Annotated in this window: 16 protein-coding genes and 4 tRNA genes; 6 read left to right on the top strand and 14 right to left on the bottom strand. The window is 61.9% G+C overall.

Translation table 11 applies throughout. The annotated features are described in order from the left end of the window. Positions 1-37 precede the first annotated feature (37 nt). Positions 38-112, top strand: a tRNA-Val gene (locus U5760_RS04210). Positions 113-595: 483 nt separating this feature from the next. After that, on the top strand, positions 596-1,600 hold the full coding sequence (locus U5760_RS04215) for a DUF4062 domain-containing protein (RefSeq protein WP_322009798.1): 1,005 nt from the start codon (positions 596-598) through the stop codon (positions 1,598-1,600). An 850-nt stretch (positions 1,601-2,450) separates the two neighbouring features. Here U5760_RS04215 and U5760_RS04220 read toward each other — a convergent pair. Continuing rightward, positions 2,451-3,701 (bottom strand): hypothetical protein, encoded by a 1,251-nt coding sequence (locus U5760_RS04220; RefSeq protein ID WP_322009799.1) that lies wholly within the window; start codon positions 3,699-3,701, stop codon positions 2,451-2,453. A 323-nt stretch (positions 3,702-4,024) separates the two neighbouring features. On the opposite strand from U5760_RS04220, the gene U5760_RS04225 reads away from it, so the two are divergent. Continuing rightward, positions 4,025-4,906: a hypothetical protein gene (locus U5760_RS04225; RefSeq protein WP_322009800.1), complete on the top strand. Its 882-nt coding sequence runs from the start codon at positions 4,025-4,027 to the stop codon at positions 4,904-4,906. Between the two features lie 67 nt (positions 4,907-4,973). Here U5760_RS04225 and U5760_RS04230 read toward each other — a convergent pair whose 3' ends face one another. The 5 genes from U5760_RS04230 to U5760_RS04250 form a co-directional block, all read right to left on the bottom strand. Continuing rightward, positions 4,974-5,552 (bottom strand): site-specific integrase, encoded by a 579-nt coding sequence (locus U5760_RS04230; protein WP_322009801.1) that lies wholly within the window; start codon positions 5,550-5,552, stop codon positions 4,974-4,976. Positions 5,553-5,724: 172 nt separating this feature from the next. After that, positions 5,725-5,967, bottom strand: coding sequence for a hypothetical protein (locus tag U5760_RS04235; protein WP_322009802.1), 243 nt, complete (start codon positions 5,965-5,967; stop codon positions 5,725-5,727). 211 nt (positions 5,968-6,178) lie between these two features. Further along, positions 6,179-6,640 carry a DUF2214 family protein gene (locus tag U5760_RS04240; protein ID WP_322009804.1) on the bottom strand — a complete coding sequence of 154 codons (462 nt, stop codon included), beginning with the start codon at positions 6,638-6,640 and terminating at the stop codon, positions 6,179-6,181. 104 nt (positions 6,641-6,744) lie between these two features. Further along, positions 6,745-7,644 carry a hypothetical protein gene (locus tag U5760_RS04245; protein ID WP_322009805.1) on the bottom strand — a complete coding sequence of 300 codons (900 nt, stop codon included), beginning with the start codon at positions 7,642-7,644 and terminating at the stop codon, positions 6,745-6,747. Positions 7,645-7,876: 232 nt separating this feature from the next. Next, positions 7,877-8,941, bottom strand: coding sequence for a glycosyltransferase family 4 protein (locus U5760_RS04250; RefSeq protein ID WP_322009806.1), 1,065 nt, complete (start codon positions 8,939-8,941; stop codon positions 7,877-7,879). Positions 8,942-9,704: 763 nt separating this feature from the next. On the opposite strand from U5760_RS04250, the gene U5760_RS04255 reads away from it, so the two are divergent. Continuing rightward, entirely contained in the window at positions 9,705-11,540 is a 1,836-nt protein-coding gene (locus U5760_RS04255) for an ABC transporter ATP-binding protein (RefSeq protein WP_322009808.1), read from the top strand. A 102-nt stretch (positions 11,541-11,642) separates the two neighbouring features. On the opposite strand, the gene otsA is transcribed toward U5760_RS04255, so the two are convergent. Continuing rightward, positions 11,643-13,091 (bottom strand): alpha,alpha-trehalose-phosphate synthase (UDP-forming), encoded by a 1,449-nt coding sequence (otsA, locus tag U5760_RS04260; RefSeq protein WP_322009810.1) that lies wholly within the window; start codon positions 13,089-13,091, stop codon positions 11,643-11,645. A gap of 97 nt (positions 13,092-13,188) precedes the next feature. After that, the gene (gene otsB, locus U5760_RS04265; RefSeq protein WP_322009812.1) at positions 13,189-13,938 is read right to left on the bottom strand and encodes a trehalose-phosphatase; all 750 of its coding nucleotides are present in this window, start codon (positions 13,936-13,938) and stop codon (positions 13,189-13,191) included. A 351-nt stretch (positions 13,939-14,289) separates the two neighbouring features. Here otsB and U5760_RS04270 point away from each other — a divergent pair, with 351 nt between their 5' ends. Both U5760_RS04270 and U5760_RS04275 read left to right on the top strand, forming a co-directional pair. Continuing rightward, positions 14,290-14,856 (top strand): SCO family protein, encoded by a 567-nt coding sequence (locus U5760_RS04270; protein ID WP_415914030.1) that lies wholly within the window; start codon positions 14,290-14,292, stop codon positions 14,854-14,856. Positions 14,857-14,905: 49 nt separating this feature from the next. Beyond that, entirely contained in the window at positions 14,906-15,784 is an 879-nt protein-coding gene (locus U5760_RS04275; protein WP_322009814.1) for a cytochrome c oxidase assembly protein, read from the top strand. A 26-nt stretch (positions 15,785-15,810) separates the two neighbouring features. Here the strand turns inward: U5760_RS04275 and U5760_RS04280 are convergent, their stop codons facing one another. The 6 genes from U5760_RS04280 to pgsA all read right to left on the bottom strand — a co-directional run bounded on the left by U5760_RS04280 (position 15,811) and on the right by pgsA (position 17,944). After that, a complete protein-coding gene (locus U5760_RS04280) occupies positions 15,811-16,311 on the bottom strand; it encodes a GNAT family N-acetyltransferase (protein WP_322009816.1) in 501 nt (166 codons plus the stop codon). Between the two features lie 51 nt (positions 16,312-16,362). Continuing rightward, a complete protein-coding gene (locus U5760_RS04285) occupies positions 16,363-16,635 on the bottom strand; it encodes a DUF2164 domain-containing protein (RefSeq protein WP_322009818.1) in 273 nt (90 codons plus the stop codon). A gap of 133 nt (positions 16,636-16,768) precedes the next feature. Continuing rightward, a tRNA-Cys gene (locus U5760_RS04290) sits at positions 16,769-16,842 on the bottom strand. Between the two features lie 130 nt (positions 16,843-16,972). Further along, a tRNA-Gly gene (locus U5760_RS04295) sits at positions 16,973-17,048 on the bottom strand. Between the two features lie 65 nt (positions 17,049-17,113). Then, positions 17,114-17,189: transfer RNA gene (locus U5760_RS04300), tRNA-Gly, on the bottom strand. Between the two features lie 164 nt (positions 17,190-17,353). Then, the gene (gene pgsA / locus U5760_RS04305; protein WP_322009820.1) at positions 17,354-17,944 is read right to left on the bottom strand and encodes a CDP-diacylglycerol--glycerol-3-phosphate 3-phosphatidyltransferase; all 591 of its coding nucleotides are present in this window, start codon (positions 17,942-17,944) and stop codon (positions 17,354-17,356) included. Between the last annotated feature and the right edge of the window lie 17 nt (positions 17,945-17,961).

Below are 17,961 nucleotides of genomic sequence, written 5' to 3' on the forward strand. Positions count from 1 at the left end.
CAAGAATCGCGAAGCCCGTCATAATTCAAAGCTCTTCGGGTGGTTAGCTCAGCGGTAGAGCACTGCCTTCACACGGCAGGGGTCACTGGTTCGATCCCAGTACTACCCACCAGATTTATGGGTAGATTTTCCCGAAGATTCAAGGGCTTACGGCTAAACACCGTAGGCCCTTGTTCTTTTCTGCGAGCCCAAATATCGACGCGTCGAGTCCTATGCGAGTCCTACGGACCGAGGATGAGTTACCCGAGCCGGACGGCCCGGTGACGCTATTTTATGCCGTAGGACGCACGAGGCAGTCTCCGGGAAAATCGAGGTTGCGGCTTAGACCGAGCGCGTCCGCTCCAAGTCGTCACGCCTAGCCACGCGCCCCGCCCAGAATCTCACCGTCTTTAGTCCCTTATCCCGCCCACGGCGAACACCGCTCCTGAGTCGCTCGCGAGCAATCAACCACGCGACATCGCCCTTCTCTTCACTTGACCGGAATCAACTGCTGTGGGCGGGCACGTACACAGTAGCGCCGTGTTTTACGTGCGCTCGGAGTTCGTCTTGGGCGGTGCTAGACTTTTTCGCACCGAGTAACGGAAACCAATGCAACATGGATAAGAAGTATCAAGTTTTCATCTCGTCCACTTACAAGGACATGAAGGCGGAACGCCAAGCAGCGGTTGAGGCAATCTTGGATGCAGGTCACATTCCCGCCGGGATGGAGCTGTTCGCTGCGTCAGACAAAGCACAGCTCGAAGTCATCAAAAGCTGGATCGACAAAAGCGATATTTTTATGCTGATCCTCGGAGGTCGGTACGGTGCCATCGAGCCGGAATCTGGAAAGAGCTACACTCATTTGGAATATGAGCACGCCATTTCGACAGGCAAACCGTTCTTTGCTCTATATATGACGGACGAGGCACTCAACAATAAGGTCATGTCTGCTGGGAAGGACGTACTGGAGCAGAACGACACGAAAGCATTTAACGAATTTCGCGAAACGGTGACGAGTAAGAACTGTAGAGAAATTGAGGATGTAAAGGACATCAAGATACAGGTGCCGAAGTCCATCGGACACCTCGCCGAGACGCGGGCATTGGAAGGATGGGTGCGGGCTTCAGAAGCACCAGACGTCTCGCCGCTCTTGGTTCAGTTACAAGCGCTACAAGAAGAGAACGCCGCGCTGAAGGTCGCCGTGGACAGCGCTAAGCATGAAGATAGTGATGTTATACGAATGCCCCACGGCAACTTCTCGGAGGAAAGTCTCAATGCCAATATGGAGCTGGTCTTCACGGCACGCCGCTCTGGCGCATTGACGACCGAACGACGTACATGGCACGGCACGTATCTGCAGATGTTTATTTTGTTGGCCGGAAAGCTGATCGAAGATCCGTCAGAAACCGTAATGCACGAATACGTGAACAGGGTAATGGGTGACCATAATCAATCGGCAGATCTGTATCGCGTGGTTGTGTCGGAAAACGATTATCAAAACATGAAGATGAAATTTGCGGCCCTCGGATTGATCGCCCTGAAAAAAGTAGACGGTGACGTGCGCTGGATGCTCAGTGACGAAGGTAAAGCCCTTATGATGCGGCACCACGCCGGAAAGTAGTGTGCGTTTCGCGATATTACCGGTGCAGCAACGCCTGCGGCTGGATGCTCCCCTGCCCGCTCTCGGCAGGCGGGAGCGTTTCTATATAGGAGGAGAGGCGCTGAGGACGCCAGGAGGACGGGCGACGGGCACTAGGGGCGGGCGGCGGTTGGCCGCGAGGTGACGTTACTTCGCGTGCGTTCCAGCCTCGCACTCATCGCGCACCTTGGTTGCGATGTCTCAAGGCGCAGCTACGCGATTCTCGCTGCACACGGCCGTAATCACCGATGACACGAGCCGTTTTGACGTCTCAGGGATACCCGGCACGTACACGGCGATGCTCAAGGCGTCCTCTTTCGAGCCGCCGTCAACTCGGAAATCTGCGACAGACCGGGCGAACGCGCCAATTGCCGAACACTCATCAGCCATCGCGTTCGGGACGGATACACAATCCGCCGCTACGAAGGCGGCTTTCTGAGTTACCTCGAAACGCCGGATGGCCTATGTACGACATTTGGCTACAAGGGAACCGTGGTCAGTGTCGCGCGGCGGATGCCGGACGGATCGCTGAAGCATGTACGCGGCGCGGTGAAACCACCCGCCGAAGCGGAAGCGCTCGCGGCCTCGCTGGATGACGAGGATTAACCCTCGCTCTGGTCACTGAACGCAGATAGAGTCAGACCTGCTCTACTCCTATTCTGCTGCTTTCCCAGCAGTTCACGCCGCTGTCCGGTTCGCGCTGGGGCGGCTTTCTTTTCCGCGCTCGCGTCCCTCTCCCGTCCGCCGTACGCCCTTCGCCACGCCGAGCCGACACCGGACTGCCCCGCGTAGGCAAGCCCTATACCGGCACAGTAGTCGCGGCCTGTTCACCTCATAGCGCCCGGATAGCACCAATCACCTGCGCCCCCAATTGCCGAGTGTTTAGCTCATTGCCGTTCCCATTTAGCAGCGAAACGTTCAACTCTTGAGCAAGGTGGCGCAATATCGGCATAGCAGGCTGAACGGGTGACCCTTGGTGCTCGACTTCAATAGCTCCGTTCTCGCGCTGACGAATAACGTATCCGCTACGCGTCACTTCGTCAGCGACCGCAGTTGTCGGTGGATAGCTTATAGTGTCAGCGTTCGGTATTAGGTTGATTATGTTGGATATCGCGTCGAGAGTCTGGGCGCCCCATTGTTTGGCGAAAGCGTACGTCCTTCCGCCTATTTGAAATAGGTCGTTGTCCGCAGTGTAATAGCGCGGCATCTCCCCTCCGAGCGCGACCTCAAACTCTTGTTCATTAAGGTCGCCATCAGCGGAGATGAAAATTTTGCCGCGCCAGGGAACCGCATCCGCGATACTGTTGACGGAAACACCGCGTCGAATTGCTTCGGCGACGATCTCATAGATCAATCGGCGCTTAGGCAGATTTGTAAGCGTAGCATCGCCGATGGACAGATCGTAGCGCGTCATATCTCGCTCTTGTGCGCGCGCAGCAGCGGCCTGCTCCATTGTCTTCTCGCGAACCGCCACTTGGTACTGCTCAGCCGCTGGAAGCGGAATGACTTGCTGAATATCAACCAATACGCGTCCGTCAATCTCGTGCGGTCGCATCTGGACGCATCTGAGGTCGAGCCCTTGTTTGTTTAGCCAAAGAACTGTTGTTGTTAGTTCTTGGGGAAAATCGGAGGCGGCGAGCACGATTCGCACTGTTTCTGACAGGGCTACGGGACCTTCCTCTTGCTCAAGAAATTCACGGATCGCCTGTTCGGCGTCTACCGTTGAGCCAATGGACAGCAAATACTTGCGATGTGCCTCAACAGCTTGATCGAAGCGCATGGTTGAAATCATCGCGGCATACCGCAGAGCTTGCAGTTCCATGTGCGCGGCATCCTCGCGCTTAAGTTCCACGACAACAAGCTGCGCTTTTTCATCAAGGCAAAGCAGATCAATTCGCCTATTCGCGCCAACCCAGTCGCCGAACTCTTCGGCCAGCACCATCGTTTTGACGCCCGGCGTGATGGCGGCAATATGCGTGCGGACAGCCCGCTGAATGTTCGCCCGCTCCAACAATCCCAATTCTGTGAATGTCTTTTGAGCGACTGGTTTAAGGCTCTCCCCTGCGATCTCATACAGCGCCATGTACTTCCCCGTAAATTATGTTGAATGCATGGTAGCAGCGAATGCGCCCGTAGCGAGAGGCGAGATCACGTCGCTGCAGTGCAGATCTTTCAATTTACTGTCAACGGATGCCCTAGCGAGCGGATACGGGACTTCAAATAAATGCAACTCCTCATCCGATTTATGCTTTTCGCATAAGCGATCCGCGCTTACCGTATCACAATAGTGCCACCTCATAGGAGTTCTCGCGCCCGAACGGTAGTATGCTACGGTCGAACTTCTATTTATTGGGTTTAGAAGAACCCGGTACCGAACAGCAGAATCCTTAAGCGGGGACTAGGGGAATGTCGAACTACGTTAGCACCATTATCACCGTGGTGGTCACATTCATCGTGACCTTTGTCCTCAACGTTATATCTGGATATTTTTCCGGATATAATGGAGAACTGAACATTAGCAATGTTCTCTCTGATGGAGAGAATTCATCCGTTATCGTCTCGATTACCAATTACTCGTCAAAATTCATCGATGGCGTGACCCTCGAAATTCCCGCTGGAATTTCAGTCAAAAATTTTCGCTCCGATTCCGCAGTCCGGATTATCGATTCAACACCTAGTGCGAATCTCGGCGTAGGCTCGGTAAAAATTAGTCAAATCACCCCCAAACACGTCACGACCATTCTCGTTTCCGGCCTCGGCAACGACTCAGTAAATTCGATTCGCTTGCTTAACGCCTCGGAAGCAAGGTTGAGAGTTAAATCGGTCAACGAAGTAAACTCGCCACTCACTGAGGCGGCTATTCCCGCACTCTTCGTTGCGGCAATCCAAGCAATTTTCCTAACAATTTTTTCTTATTTTTCGGATAAGCGATTCAAAGAGGCAGAGTCGAGAATCGAAGAATTAAGAAAGGACTTGAAGACTGCAGCAAAAGAGCGGGAAGACTTGGGGAAGCGCATCCAGAAGACAACCACATATGCAACAAAGCTCAAAATCTTGCTTCTAGGGCGTATTTCAGATTACTCAAAGGAGTTGGAATTTTGGAGAAATCTTATTAAGGAATCACTTCTGTCGAGCGGATTCAAAGAGCTTGATCACGATAATTTAATAAAATTAGTTACGGACACTTTGAAGACCCACGGGACGATAACGTCTCTGCCGGAGCTAGACGCAATCAAAATTGCGGCAGGATGGCTCAGAGACGAGGAAAAGAAATTAGATAAACACTGATGGCACAAGAAAAAGGAGAGCCGCCTTAACGCAGGCGGCTTAAAGGGAAGTCTCGCTGCCCGGTCTATCAGCCCATTACGCCCACCAACTCTTCCGCCTTTAAGTGCGTGTAGTGCTGGAGCATCCGGATATCCTTGTGACCGGAGATGACCGATAGCTGGATCGGGTTAAGCCCCAACCGGGCGTAACGTGTGATGGCCGTGTGCCGAAGGTCGTGGAACCGCATGTCGCTGATCTTCAACTTGCGCACGAGCCGCCCGAAGGCGCGCTTGATCGCCTCGGCGAACATCTCGAACACCAGCCCCTCCCCTCGCTCCAAGCGCCCCAGCGCGGTAATCGCGAGGGACGAGAGCGGAACGTCTCGCGGTAGGCCGTTCTTGCTCGTGTGGAGGCGTGCGATCTTGCGGGACCAGTCGATATCGCCCCAGTTCAGCACGGCGATCTCACCTTGCCGCATCGCGGTCGCCAGCGCGGACTCGATCACGGGCCGGAGCCGCCCCGAGTTCGCCAGCAAGGCCTTTTCCTCCGCAGGCTTTAGCACCCGCTCGCGGTGCGGCGGGCTCTTGGGCCGCTGGACACGGAGCGGCGGAATGTCGCACCCCCACTCCGCCCGAGCGAGGTTTATCGCGCTCATCAGGAGGTTCATTTGTCTCGCGACGGACGAACCAGCCCGCCCGTCTAGCTGCGAGTCACGTCACTCGGCCACCTTCGCGGCATCCAACTGCGCCACCGGAGTCGTCACGAACTCGCGGCACTCGCGGAGCCAGCGATTGATCCCCAATATTTCTATCTCGCCGCCGCTATGGCCCGGGGAAACCTTATCCCGATACCGGCGCAGAACGTCCGCGAGAGTGTTTAATCCGCCCGCGTGCGGCTTCGGGGCCTTCGATCGGGTCCGAGACCTCGCCGCGATCCAGCGCGGCCTCCGCCGCCCGTATCCACTTCTCGCAGTCCTTCTTCTCCACGAAGGTCTTACTTTGGGTCGGGAAGCCCTTCCGGCGAACCTCTCCTTGGTATGTTACGTCCCCATTTTTAGCGACGTGCTTGCTGATCGTACCCATGTTCGCGTCCTATACGAGTCCGACGGACCGTAGGAACGCCCGCAAAGGTGCGCCGCTATTGGGTTTTCCACCAGCCTTCACACGGCAGGGGTCACTGGTTCGATCCCAGTACTACCCACCAGAATTTCTGGTGTTGGTAAAGACAAGCACCGAAGAATAAAAGCCTCCAGACGCAAGTCTGGGGGCTTTTTTCATTTCGACGGGCACTCGATCACGCCGCGGTATCGAGCCCGACACCGCGCGCCATCCCCGAAGCCGCAAACACCATCACCACCAGCAGCACGGTCTGCCATGCACCGATGCGCGCATACTTCGGCGCGCCCGTCAGGTCCGGCACGTCGCCGCGTCGCACGGCAAGACGCCAGCGCAGCAGCGCCATCATCGGCGCGATCTCGAGCAGAATAATCAGCACGAGCGCACCCATCTTCACGTGAAAAAGCGGCTCGTGAAAATAATACGAAGCGCCCTTCTCGAAGCCGCCGAACGCACGCATTGCGCCGGTCACGATCAAGACGACTGCGGACAGGCCCCAGCCGTTGTCCGCGCTGAAGATACCAGTCAAATCCTCAGTCGAAGTGCAGCGGCGCAGGCCGCGCGAGCGCCGCAGGATCGAGGCAAGCGCAAAACCGAAAGCGAGCACGTGAACGGCGGCAAGCAACCAGCTTGAGATCATCGCAACTCCTCCGGTTTGACGGCGGCACGGCGAGTGAAGTACGGCCAGGCGCTCCGGCACTTCGGCCGGACGATGCTGAAAACTTCAGACCGATCAGATCTGCCTTAGATCTGCTTCAGCGCGGCATCGAGCGCGTGCGCGGCCACCCGATCGCCTTCGGTAGCGAGCCTCACACGAAACACGGTCTGGCAATTGTGGCCTGCCGCTGCGGGCGAGTCCCAGAGCAATTCGACGGTCGGCCGACGAGGTGCGGTACCAGGCACGGCAGCAGCGCCAGCAGCCGGAGCAGAAGGCATCGGTGACGATGGCGCATCGGCGACCAGCGGCGTGCTCGCCAGCACGACGGCGCCGGGTTCATCCTGAGAGCCCGGAGATGCCGAAGCAACCGGCTGGGCCGTCGAAGCAACCGGCTCCGCTCCCCGCGACCAGCGCACCGAGAGTTCGCGCGCATCGTACTGACCGAGCTTGCGGCTTTCCAGCCAGACGATCGTGGTGCGCGTGGCCGTATCTATCGAGATCGCGTAGCGGCCGATTGCAAAACGGCGCGCGGCGATATTGGTCCGCCAGAGCGCGCGCGGACGGCAGATCCACACCACGGCGGCAAAGAGCGCGGGAGCGGCCACGAGCCAGCCGTTGGTGGCCGCGACCGTATGCACGGCGCGCCGCCAGCCGGCGGTCCAGACGAAGGCGCCGATCGACCACAAAGCGAACAGACAGCCGATCAGACCGAAGAAGCGCAGCGCCTGACGCAGCCATTGAGGCAGCGGATGAAACGGCCGCTCGACGCGCGCCTTCGCGCCGGGCAGCGCGATCAGAAGAAAGAGGAAGACGAGGTTGATGCACGCCCAAGGCGACGAAGCCATGCCTTCGAGCGCCGCGACGAAGTTCATCTGCGACATCGAGAACAGCCATCGCGCAAGGATCACGAGGCCGATCGCCCGCAAGGCGAACATCGTCCCGGCGCCGGGTACGGCGACCGTGGGCGTCGGTCGGGATCTCGCCAAAGGTTTTCTCCTGTCGATCGCCGTTCCGGGCGTGAGCCCATACTGCGATCCGATGCAAAACATGCGTTCGTCGTGGTCGCTGCGGGTCTTGCAGCACGGCCATTATAGGGACATTGCCGCCCGTCCTCACGCCGTGCGCACATAAGACAACGCCCCGGTGCACAGGCACCGGGGCGTTGCAAAAAAACCGGCCGAAGCGGCACACTCCGCCTCGACGCAAGACCGCGAGATCTTAGCCGGCGGCGACTTCGCGCAGCACGGTGCGGCGCTTCTGGCGCAGCAGTTCTTCGTACACGGCGACGTAGTTGCGCGCCATCACCTTCGACGAGAAACGTGCCTCGAACGCCGCACGCACCTTCTCGCGCGGCAGCGTCGACAGGCGCTTGACCGCCGCGACTGCGCCGATTTCGTCTTCGACGACAAAGCCCGACACGCCATTGTCGATGACTTCCGGCACCGAGCCGCGCTTGAACGCGATGACCGGCGTGCCGCAGGCCATGGCTTCGATCATCACGAGACCGAAGGGCTCCGGCCAGTCGATCGGGAACACCAGGGCATGAGCGTTGCCGAGGAACTCGCGCTTTTCGTGCTCGCCGATTTCGCCGATGTACTCGACGTGCGGCAGTGCCATCAGCGGCTTGATGACCTCTTCGTAGTAGGCACGGTCGGCCTTGTCGATCTTGGCGGCGACCTTGAGCTTCATGCCGGCCTGGCCAGCGATGCGGATCGCCTTGTCAAGACCCTTCTCCGGCGAGACGCGGCCGAGGAAAGCGAGGTAGCCGGGCTCGACGTTCGGGATCGGCTTGAGCACGTCTTCCGGCAGGCCGTGATAGACGGTTTGCTGCCAGCAGGCTTGCTGCAGCGGGATGCGCTGGTTGTCCGAGATCGAGACGACCGGCACGTCGCTGAACGCGTTGAAGATCGGCTGCAGTTCCGGCAGGTCGAGGCGGCCGTGCATCGTCGTGACGAACGGCACTTCCTGACGCTGGAACAGCGAGAACGGGTAATAGTCGATGTGGAAATGCAGCACGTCGAACTCGTGCGCGCGGCGACACACTTCTTCGAGCAGTAGCATGTGGGGAGCCATCACATCGCGAATCGTGGGGTCGAGGCGCAGTGCCTGCGGCCAGAACGCTTCGAGCTTTGCCGAGGTGACCGAATCGCCGCTTGCGAACAGTGTGACGTCGTGACCCTGTTCGACGAGCGCTTCGGTCAGGTAGGAGACCACCCGTTCCGTGCCGCCGTAGAGCTTGGGAGGAACCGCCTCGTGCAACGGAGCGATTTGAGCGATTCGCATAGTGGTGAACTCCTTCCTCGTAATAAATCGGGCAAAGTACTGCAAGTTTGACAATCGACCTTTGTCGGCGCCGGCACCCTTGCCGCACACCACCCAAGGCGTTCCATACCGCTCACCGCGCCGGCTTCGCCGGCACACTGGCCGCCGCGTGAATCGAACGGACGGAACGGCTCAGGCGGTAAACGCGCAGGGTTCGCGGTCGTTGACATACAAGCTGTCAGATTCCCTACGCTATCCGAGTCGGCATTATCCCGGTTCGGGACCCCTGCCGGCTAGAACATTTCAAATACTTTACGTTGTTACAAACCGGAAACACTCCGCAACCCCCTGTTTTAAAACGTAGTTCTAGATTAGGGGTTCGTATCCGGAGGGGTTGGCCCCCATTGGGGCACGACAATTGCGAGGGCAGCCTTGCGGTTTGTTGCATCGCAGCGCATCCTGAGGCGCTATCATCGGGCCCCATCGGATCGTTTCAGGCGGGCAGCGCCGGGAGGATCTCTCTACCCGTCGTGAATGCAATCCGTAATTGTATCTCTAAAACGGACCTGGAAGCCCCTTGAGCCTCTCCTGCAACACCCGTTGCCCGGGGCATATCGTGGCCCATGCTGTCGCGATATGATTCGCGTCCCGCAGACATGGGCGATGCGCCATGCGCGAGGGATGTTTACAATGCGGGAAAGTCCGTCGTGGGCTACCGCTAGCGCGCGCCCCTCTCCTTTTCACCTTGCACGGACGAAGCTCCGTCAGACCGACCACCGATCAATTGGAACATCTGACCATCGCCCAGCGTAACGCCCACAACGCAAAGCTCGCGAGCTATGCGCGGCGGCCGCTCGCGTTCCTGTTTCGTTACATCCGCCGCCATCCGTTCGCGCATGCCGTCGTGCTCGCGAGCGTGTTCGCGGCCGTGGGCTGCGCCCTCGCCTCGCAGTACGCGATCAAGCACCTGATCGACGTGCTCGGCGCCGGCCGCCACCATCCGGGGCCGCTGTGGACCGCGTTCGCGATCCTCGTGGGCCTGATTGCCGCCGACAACCTGCTCTGGCGCGTGGGGGGCTGGTTCGCCGCCCATACCTTCGTCACCGTCACGGGCGACCTGCGGCGCGATCTCTTCCAGTACCTGAGCGGCCACTCGCCCACCTATTACGCGGAGAAACAGCCCGGCACGCTGGCGAGCCGGATCACCGCGACCTCGAACGCGATCTACACCGCCGAGAACACCACGGCGTGGAACGTACTGCCGCCCTGCATCGCCGTGGCGGGCGCGATCGTGATGATCATCTCGGTCAATCCGCTGATGGCGGGCGTGCTGCTGCTGTGCTCGGCCATCCTTTCGGTGATCCTCTTCAAGCTCGCCGGGCGCGGCTCCTCGCGTCATCACACGTTCGCCACCCGGGCGGCGGCCGTCGACGGCGAACTCGTGGACGTGATCAGCAACATGGCGCTCGTGCGCGCCTTCGGCATGACCTTTCGCGAGCAGGTGCGCTTTCGCAGCACCGTGAAGGCGGAACTGGACGCGCGCCGCACGAGCCTGCTCTACCTCGAAAAGCTGCGCCTGCTGCATGCGGTGATCACGGCCATGCTCTCGGCCGGCCTGCTCGGCTGGGCGCTCTGGCTCTGGAACCAGGGCCGCGCCACCTCGGGCGACATCGTGCTCGTGAGCTCGCTCGGCTTCACGATCCTGCACGGCACGCGCGACCTGGCCGTCGCGCTCGTGGATGTGACGCAGCACGTCGCGCGCCTCGCCGAAGCCGTCCAGACGCTGCTGGAGCCGCACGGCATGCCCGACCGCGACGACGCCACCGAGCTCGTCGCCCAGGGCGGGTGCGTGGACTTCGAGAACGTGACCTTCGCCTATCCGCACCGCAAGCCCATCCTCGACCATTTCGACCTGCACATCACGGCCGGCCAGCGCGTGGGCCTGATCGGCAAGTCGGGCGCGGGCAAGACCACGGTGCTCGCGCTCCTGCAGCGCTTCTACGAGCTCCATGGCGGCGCGATCAAGATCGACGGCCAGGATATCGCCGCCGTCACGCAGGACAGCCTGCGCCACACCATCGCGCTCGTGCCGCAGGACATCTCGCTCCTGCACCGCACGATCTACGAAAACATCGCTTACGGGCGACCCGAGGCGAGCCGCGACGAGGTGCTCGCGGCGGCGCGCGAGGCGCGCTGCGCCGATTTCATCGAGGCCATGCCGGAAGGCTACGACACGATCGTCGGCGACCGCGGCGTGAAGCTCTCGGGCGGCCAGCGCCAGCGCATCGCGATTGCGCGTGCGATCCTCAAGAACGCGCCGATCCTGCTGCTCGACGAAGCAACCTCGGCGCTCGACAGCGCCTCCGAAGAGGCGATCCAGCAGGCGCTCGACCGCCTGATGGTGGGCCGCACCGTGATCGCCATCGCGCACCGGCTCTCCACGCTGCAGAACTTCGACCGCATCATCGTGATGAGCACGGGCAAGGTGATCGACGACGGCACGCCCGAGGAACTGCGCAACCGTCCGGGCCTCTATCGCGACCTGCTCGCCAAGCAATACGGCAAGCATTCCACACTGCACCTCGGCAGCAAGAAGGCGGACGAGAAACACGTCGCCTGAGCCGCTCGACCGGCCCGCCAGAAACGAAAAAGCCGCTTCCATCCGGAAGCGGCTTTTTCTTGTGCGGCGCCGTCGAAGCAACCCTGCGGGCCCGCCGCGCCCTCAAAGCTGCCCTTGCGCCTCGCCGCGCGCCGCCTCGGCCACCGGCAGCGCCACGCCGCGACGCTCGCCGATCTGCGTGAGGTCGCGCATGAAGCGGTCGCGCCAGACCGAAACATTGTTCTCGCGCAACTGCGCCATCATGTCCCGATGGCGCGCCGTCCGCTCCTCGAGCGGCATCGCCAGCGCGGCGGCAAGCGCATCGGCCATGCCGTCGATGTCGAGCGGATTGACGATCAGCGCCCCGGTCAGCTCCTCGGCCGCACCGGCGAAACGCGAGAGCACCAGCACGCCAGGATTCTCGGGGTCCTGCGCCGACACGTATTCCTTGGCGACGAGATTCATGCCATCGCGCAGCGGCGTCACATAACCCACGTGCGAAGCCCGGAAAAGCGCCGCGAGCACCGCGCGCTCGTACTGGCGATGGATGTACCAGATCGGCGTCCAGTCGAGCTCCGCAAAGCGGCCGTTGATACGGCCCGACTCGGCTTCGAGCTTGAGCCGGATGTCCTGGTACGCATGCAGATCGGCGCGCGTGGGCGGCGCGATCTGCACGAACGAGACCTTGTTGCGCTCGGCCGGGTGCTGGTCGAGCAGGCGCTCGAAGGCGCGAAAACGCTCCACGAGCCCCTTCGAGTAATCGAGCCGGTCCACGCTCATGATCACCTTGCGACCGTGCAGCGTGGCCTTGAGCGTGCGCACCGGCTTGCCGCGCTCGCCGGCCTTCGCGAGTTCCGCGACTTCGTCGGGATAAACGCCGATCGGGTAGTCGTTCGCAAGGAGCCGCTTGCCGAACGCCTCGATGCGCGTGAGGCCGTCCGGCTGCCGCTCGACTGCCCCGCCCGCCTCGTTGACCACGTAATCGCAGAAGGCGCGCAAGTCGGGCTTCGTCTGGAAACCGAGCAGATCGAACGAGCAGAGCGCCTCGACGAGGTCGCGATGCGGCGGCACCGCGAGCAGCACCTGCGAAGCCGGAAACGGAATGTGCAGGAAGAAGCCGATGCGGTTCTTCACGCCCGCCGCGCGCAGCGCCTGCGCGAACGGGATCAGGTGATAGTCGTGGACCCAGATGACGTCGTCTTCGCGCAGGAGCGGCACGAGCTGCTGGGCGAGCCACGCGTTCACGCGGCAGTAGCCCGCGTATTCGTGGCGGTCGTACTGGACGAGATCGGCGCGGTAGTGGAAGGCGGGCCACAGCGTCGCGTTCGAAAAGCCGCGGTAGTACTGGTCGTAGTCGCGACGCAGCAGGCCGATGGTGGCGAAAGTCACCGGACCACGCTCCTCCAGGTGAATCTGCGGCTGGCCCGAGGCGAGCACGTCGCCGCTCCAGCCGAACCACATGCCGCCGGTTTCCTTGAGCGCGTCGTAGACGCCCACCGCAAGGCCGCCTGCAGCCGGGCCGCCCTCGGAAATGGGTGCGACCCGGTTCGACACGATGATCAGTCGGCTCATGAGGTGCGGGTTCCGTCGAGGGGTGGGTAAAGGTGTGTTGCGTGCCGCGGACGGGCTGCGCGAAGGCTGGGCACCAGGCCGGGCACTGAGGTGGGCACTAAGCCGCGCGCATCGCCGCGACGAGCGCCGTGAGCCAGGCGAGCAGCGCGTCCACGGATTCGACGCGCGTCTGCGCGATCGTGTCGCCGCCGCCCACCTTGATCGAGACGCCGTGCTGCGCGTTGACGACGGCAAAACCCTTCTCGTCGGTGAGATCGTCGCCGGCGAACACCGGGCGGCGCCCCGCGAACGGCGGCTCGTCGAGGAAGGCGCGCAGCGCGCGGCCCTTGTCCACGTCCTTGGGCTTGATCTCGTAGACCATCTTGCCGGGCTGCAGCACATAGGCTTGCGCGAATTCGCCGGCAAGGCGGGTGGTCACTTCGCGCGCGACGGGTTCGTGCTCGGGCGCGTTGCGGTAATGCAGCGCCAGCGCCGCGCCTTTGATCTCGAGCAGCATGCCCGGATGCGTGCGCACCACTTCCGCGAGCACCCGCTCCATGTGCAGGAGCCGCTCGTCGTTGAAACCCACGCGCTGGGTGTCGCCATTGGCGTCGCGCCGCTCGGCGCCGTGCAGGCCCGCCACCGGCAGGTCCGGCATGCCGAGGAATGCGTCGATGCTGTCGATGCCGCGCCCCGACACGATCGCCACCGCGCCGTGCGTCACCTGGCGCAGCTCGCGCAGGAGCGCAAGCATGTCCGGACGCACGAGCACGCCGTCGGGCGTGGGCGCGAGTTCGACGAGCGTGCCGTCGAAATCGAAGAAGAAGGCCGTCTGATCAGGCGGCAATACAGCCGGTAGTGCTTGCATTACGTGTTTTTCGTCCCTCGGCGCCCCGTCTGGCGAGCGCACGGCCGTCGGAGAAAGTGTGCGCATCTTACCTCGGCTGCCGGCGATTTTCGAGAAAGTAAGGTTAGACGCTACGGCAGTGCGTCTCCAATTTTGCTACAGTCCTGGCAATATCCTGAACAAAGTATCGTGGAAAGCCGCCGGCGGCGAACCACGATTCGAATACCGGGACACCCTTTGCACTACCCGCCTGCTCTCCGCCAGCGTTCCGCCCCGATCCGCGCCGCCGTGTCGGCGTGGCGGCGCGGCTGTGGCACCTGCACGCGTCTTGTCCGGCGGATTGCCACGAGAATTGCCGCGCGAATCGCAATCGTGGCTGGCGTAGCGGCTCTCGCGGCCTGCTCCCATCCCGCCGATCCCTGGCAGCTCACGAATGTCACCGGCCATCTGCCGGATCTCGACTTCAGCCTGACCGACGACAGCGGCCGGCCGGTCACGGGCGCGAGCTTCAGCGGACAAACGACACTCGTGTACTTCGGCTACACGCATTGCCCCGACGTCTGCCCCGAGACCATGGCGCGGCTGATGCAGGTCATGGCGAAGCTCGGCCCCGATGCGCGCAACCTGCGCATCCTCTTCATCAGCGTGGACCCGGACCGCGACACGCCTGCCGTACTGCACACGTATGTCGCGGCATTCGACGCGCAGCACATCCTGGGCCTGACCGGCAGCGACAGCCAGATCGAATCGCTCGCGAAGCGCTATCGCGTGGCCTATCAGATGGAGAAGCGCAACCCCGACGGCAGCTACGACGTGACGCACAGCTCCGCCGTTTACGTGTTCGACGCAGGCGGCCGCGCGCGCCTCCTCGCCACCGACAACGACACGCCCGACGTCATCGCGCACGACGTGCGGCGCGTGATCGACAACGCCGGCTGAAGGCCCGCGCCATGCTGCCTTCGACGCCATCACCGCACGCGCCCGAACCATGAACCTGCTCTATTGGCTCGACCCGTGGGAGCCGTCGCCTACGGTCGTGATCGCCCTCGCAACCGCCGCGATCCTGTTCGTGCGCGGCCAGCGCCACGCGCGCGTCTCACTCGCGCGGCGCATCTCGTTCTGGTTCGGACTCGGCGCGCTCTATGTGGCGCTGCATACCCGGCTCGACTACTTCTTCGAGCACGAGTTCTTCATGCACCGCGCACAGCATCTGGTCCTGCATCATCTGGGACCGTTCTTCATCGCGCTCGCGTATCCCGGCGCCGCCTTGCGCGCGGGCATTCCATTCGCGTGGCGCCAGCGTTTCGTGCGGCCCGCGCTCGCGGCCCGGCCGGTGCGCCTCGCACTCGATATCGTGATGCACCCCGTTGTCGCCGTGACGCTCTTCGTCGGGCTGATCTACTTCTGGCTCTTCTCGCCGATCCATTTCATCGCGATGCTCGACTGGCGCCTCTACCGCGTCATGAACTGGAGCATGGTGATCGACGGACTCCTCTTCTGGTGGCTCGTGCTCGATCCGCGGTCCGCGCCGCCCGCGCGGCTTGCGCCCGGCAAGCGCGTGCTGGTCGTGATCGCGGCGATTCCGCCGCAGATCCTCCTCGGCGCGTTCATCTTCTTCACGCCGCGCGAACTCTATCCCGTGTACTCGATCTGCGGACGCGCCTTCACGTGGCTGAGCCCCATGCGCGACCAGCAGATCGGCGGGCTGCTGCTGTGGATTCCGGGATCGATGATGAGCGTGATCGGCGCGCTGGTCGCCCTGCGTCACTGGATGCGGCTGTCGGCGCGCGGGCGCCTGCGGCAACGCGGCAGGCCTGCGCGCACGTCCGTTGCCGCCACCCGCGACAACGAGCCGCAGCGCACCTGAACCGCGGCTCGCTCACGGCGAGCAGCCTACTCCGAGCGCATCCAGACGTGAGGGATGCCGTCTTCGTTGTGCACGTCCGAGACCGGCTCAAAGCCGAAAGCGCCGTAGAACTTCTGCAGATGAGCCTGCGCATGCAGACGCACGGGTACGCCCGGCCACTGCTGCGCGATGTGGTGAATCGAGCGTTCGAGCAACGCATTACCGAGCTTGATGCCGCGATAGCCTGCCGTCGTCAGCACGCGGCCAATGCGCACGTCGGTGTCAACCGCGTCGGGCAGGAGCACGCGCAGATAGCCGGCGAGCACCGGACGCTCTCCCGAAGCATCCCATGCGAACAGATGCCAGGCGCCTTCGTCGAGCCCGTCGATATCGCCATAGACGCAGTTCTGCTCCACCACGAACACCGCCGATCGCGCTTCGAGCATCGCGTAGACCTCGCGCGGTTCGAGTGCGGCGAAGGCCTTCCAGCGCCAGTCGAGATGGGCGAGCGGCAAGGAGGAAGACTGCGCGGAAAACTGCGTATTCATGGAGAACTTTCCGTAGAACAGGGGAGACAGGCGATTATGCCCCGCCCCGCGTCACTTGCGGCCCTTGGTTTTTTCGTACTTGCGCCAGTACTGGAACGGCTCTTCGTGCAGATCGATGTCGAGATCGACGATGCGCGCCTGCATGCTTTCCTGCGCGTCGGCAATCGCCCTGTTGTACACGGCGGGTGCGATCTCTTCGAGGAAGAAGCCGAGCAGCGCGCCCGCGGCGATGTTGCCGATCGGCTCTTCCATGTTCGCGTCGAAGTAGCGCTGGATGGACGCAATCGCATCGCGGCGCGCGTCTTCGGGGAGTTCGATGGACATGGCGGTCAGGGGTACGGGAGACCCGCCTATTGTGCCGTGCCAAGGCATGCTGTGCGATGCCGCGCGACGCCGTGTGCACGACGACGGCCGCGAAAAAAAGAAAAGCCACCCGAAGGTGGCTTTTCTTTGCATCTGGAGGCGCGAGCCGGAGTCGAACCGGCCTACACGGCTTTGCAGGCCGCTGCATAACCGCTTTGCTATCGCGCCAGAAGCGGGGTGCCCGTACGCGAGGCTTGCATGCGCCCGCAACGATCGGACAGATTTGTTGGATGGCCCGAATCACCAGGCCTGCCAAACAAAAGGGGAAGCGCTGCTTCCCCGGGCGTGACCAGAATTCTGGAGCGGGAGACGAGTCTCGAACTCGCGACCTCAACCTTGGCAAGGTTGCGCTCTACCAACTGAGCTACTCCCGCATGGTCCTGCTTTGCACTGCCGTGGCGCGCTGCTTTTTACTGCCTGAAACATCGCACCAGAATTCTGGAGCGGGAGACGAGTCTCGAACTCGCGACCTCAACCTTGGCAAGGTTGCGCTCTACCAACTGAGCTACTCCCGCGTAATTTACTGCTTTTTCCTGCTACTGCACTTCATCTGCAGGCATCTCCACCGCATCTGCTTGCTGCCAAATTGTCGTGCAGCGGAGAAGTGAGATTATGTATAAGGCACTGAATCGTGTCAACCCCCCGAGGGCAATCTTTTTTCAGGAGGATGAACGCGCGCCTACAAACTCCCCCGCTCGCGGATCTGCGGCCACGCGAGCTTCATGTAGTAGAGCATCGACCAGATCGTGAGGAAGGCCGCGACGTAGATCAGCCACGTCCCCCAGACGCGCGAATCGAACAGCGTGAACCCGCCGATCGTGAGCGGCGCGTAGAACAGCAGCATCGGGATCGCCACCATCTGGCACGCGGTCTTGAACTTGCCGAGCGAATTCACCGCAACGCTCTTCGAGGCGCCGATCTGCGCCATCCATTCGCGCAGCGCCGAAATCGCGATTTCGCGCCCGACGATCACAAGCGCGATCGCCGCATCGAGCCGCCCAAGCTGCACGAGGATCAGCAGCGCAGCGGTGACCATCAGCTTGTCCGCAACCGGATCGAGAAAGGCGCCGAACGACGAGGTCTGGTTCCAGCGGCGGGCGAGATAGCCGTCGAACCAGTCGGTGAGCGCCGCCAGCACGAAGATCAGCATTGCCGCCGTGTTCTGGTGGGGCGGGCTCAGCAGCGTCTGGGGCAGATAGAACACGCCGACCACGAGCGGGATCAGCACGATCCGCAGCCACGTCAGGAGAATGGGGAAGTTGAACGGCATCGGCGAGCGCTGTCTGT

It is taken from the genome of Paraburkholderia sp. J12 (assembly GCF_905220215.1).
In the GTDB taxonomy this organism is placed as follows: Bacteria; Pseudomonadota; Gammaproteobacteria; order Burkholderiales; family Burkholderiaceae; genus Paraburkholderia.